Origin of the sequence: Patulibacter medicamentivorans (assembly GCF_000240225.1) — a bacterium.
Lineage (GTDB): Bacteria > Actinomycetota > Thermoleophilia > Solirubrobacterales > Solirubrobacteraceae > Patulibacter > Patulibacter medicamentivorans.
This window is the reverse complement of record NZ_AGUD01000283.1, coordinates 1-2,406: the sequence shown is the minus strand read 5'-3', so window position 1 is coordinate 2,406 and position 2,406 is coordinate 1. Positions and strand designations below refer to the sequence as shown.

At 72.6% G+C, this 2,406-nt stretch carries 2 protein-coding genes and 1 pseudogene; all 3 read left to right on the top strand.

Going from position 1 to position 2,406, the window contains the following annotated elements; genetic code table 11:
* Positions 1–889, top strand: a pseudogene (locus PAI11_RS27535) (hypothetical protein); the annotation flags it as partial.
* Between the two features lie 158 nt (positions 890–1,047).
* On the top strand, positions 1,048–1,491 hold the full coding sequence (locus tag PAI11_RS19520; RefSeq protein ID WP_007578049.1) for a peptidylprolyl isomerase: 444 nt from the start codon (positions 1,048–1,050) through the stop codon (positions 1,489–1,491).
* 144 nt (positions 1,492–1,635) lie between these two features.
* Positions 1,636–2,406 (top strand): aldehyde dehydrogenase family protein (locus PAI11_RS19515; protein WP_040601072.1); only part of this gene is annotated, 771 nt, incomplete at its 3' end.

Genomic DNA, 2,406 nt, shown 5'->3' with positions numbered 1-2,406 from the left:
TTGCGGCGCGGTCTGCTCGGTCGACCAGGAGTGGTGCCTGAGCTGCGGCGTGCGGCTGACGCCGATGTCGCAGCGCCTGCCGGGCCTGCGCGCCGCGGCGACCGCGGTCGTGCTCGGCGTGCTGCTCGCCGGCGGTGCCGCCGCCGCCTCCTACGCGGCGTTGCGCGGCGACGCCCGCAGCACCGCCAACGCCCCGGCGCCCGCCTCGGGCGCGCCGGTCGCGCAGGTGCCTCCGCCGGTGACGGATCCCGGGACGTCGACGCCGACGACGCTGCCGCCGGCGTCGACGCCGACGACCGCGTCCACCACCACCGACGACACGTCGAAGGTCGACACGACCGACACGACGACCACCGACACCACGACGACGACCGACACGTCGACGAGCACGACGACCACCAGCACGACGACGACCAGCACGACGCCGGCCGCGCCGAGCCGCGTGACGTTCGCGAAGGGCCAGGGCTCGCTCTACGACCCCGACGGCGTGGTCGCGGAGCGGGGCGAGGAGGGCGCGGCGATCGACGGCAGCACCTCGAAGGCGTGGACCGTGACGCTCAGCGACGGCCAGAGCGGCGGCTTCGGCTACGTGCTCGACTTCGACCAGGCGACCGCGCTGAAGTCGCTGCGGATCTACACCCCGACCGACGGGCTGGTCGTGAAGATCCTAGGCACCACGAAGGCCAGCCTGCCGCCGGACGCGCTCGACCTCGGCTGGGACACGCTCGCCGGCGAGACGACGCTCAAGGGCGCGTCGGGCGGCAAGCGCCTGACGCTGAGCGAGGTCGGCGGCCGCAACCGCAAGTACAAGCACGTGCTGGTCTGGTTCACCGACGTGCCGGGCAGCCCGGCGTCGGCCCGCATCAACGAGATCTACGCCTACCGCTGAGCCGCCCGCGCGGCGCCTCGCCGCGCAGCGGCCGTGAGCGGCCGTTATGGTCGTCCGACGTGCCTCGCGGTGGGTCCGCGGTCCGAGCGACCGCACCCGCCCCGCGCGGCGCGCTTTTCCGTGACCCGAACCAGGGAGACGCCGTGAGCACGGCCACCATGACCACGAGCGAGGGCGACGTCGTCTTCGAGCTCTTCGATGCCGACGCGCCGAAGACGGTGGAGAACTTCAAGAAGCTGGCCAACGACGGCTTCTACGACGGGCTGATCTTCCACCGCGTGATCGCCGACTTCATGATCCAGGGCGGCTGCCCGAACGGCACCGGCACCGGCGGCCCGGGCTACGAGTTCGAGGACGAGATCAACGACCACAAGATCGTCCGCGGCACGCTGGCGATGGCGAACGCCGGGCCGAACACCAACGGCTCGCAGTTCTTCATCGTCACCACCGACGCCACCCCGTGGCTGGACGGCAAGCACACGAACTTCGGCCGCGTGGTCGGCGGCGAGGACGTCGTGCAGCGGATCGGCACCACCCCGACGGGCCCGCAGGACCGGCCCGTCACCCCGATCGAGATCCGCTCGATCACGATCACGGACTGATCGCCCGGGCCGCGCTGCGCCCGTACGCGGAGCGCGGCGCGGAACCTCGGCCCCCGGCAGCGAAGCTGACGCCGGCGTCACCGTCTCGCTACGCCGGAGTAGGCACGCGCTAGGCTGCCGTCGGGAGCAACCCGAAGGGGCAGCATGAGCACGCAGGAGCAGGCACCGGGCGCGACCGCCGCGTCCGCCGACGAGCACGCCGGGCAGAAGCCCGTCATCAACCCGGCCACGGGCGAGACGGTCGCCTGGGTCGACGATCTCGGCGCCGACGCCGCGGGGCCCGCGGCCGCCCGCGGCCGCGCCGTGCAGCCGGCCTGGGAGGCGCTCGGCTTCGAGGGCCGCGCCCGGGTGATGCGCCGGGCCCAGAAATGGGTGACCGAGAACTCCGACGAGATCGTCCGCACGATCGTCTCCGAGACCGGCAAGGCCTGGGAGGACGCGTTCATCGCGGAGATCTTCTACGCGGCCGCCGCGTTCGGCTTCTGGGCCGACAACGCCGAGAAGCTGCTGGCCGACGAGAAGATCAAGGCGTCGTCGCCGATGCTGAAGGGCAAGAAGGTCGTGGTGCGCCACGCGCCGCTCGGCCTGATCGGCGTCATCGCCCCCTGGAACTACCCGTTCACCAACGGCTTCGGCGACTGCATCCCGGCGCTGATGGCGGGCAACAGCGTGCTGCTCAAGCCGGCCGAGAAGACGCCGCTGACCTCGCTGCTGCTGGCCCGCGGCCTGCGCGAGTCGGGGCTGCCCGACGGCGTGATGCAGGTCCTGACCGGCCGCGGCTCGGTGCTCGGCGAGGCGATCCTCGACGTCGTCGACATGATCATGTTCACCGGCTCGACCGAGGTCGGCCGCCGGATCGGCGCCCGCGCCGGCGAGCGCCTGATCCCCTGCTCGCTGGAGCTCGGCGGCAAGGAC

Bases quoted from the DNA above. Each gene is read 5' to 3' on its own strand.
- PAI11_RS19520 (WP_007578049.1), top strand. From the start codon at position 1,048: ATGACCACGAGCGAGGGCGACGTCGTCTTCGAGCTCTTCGATGCCGAC.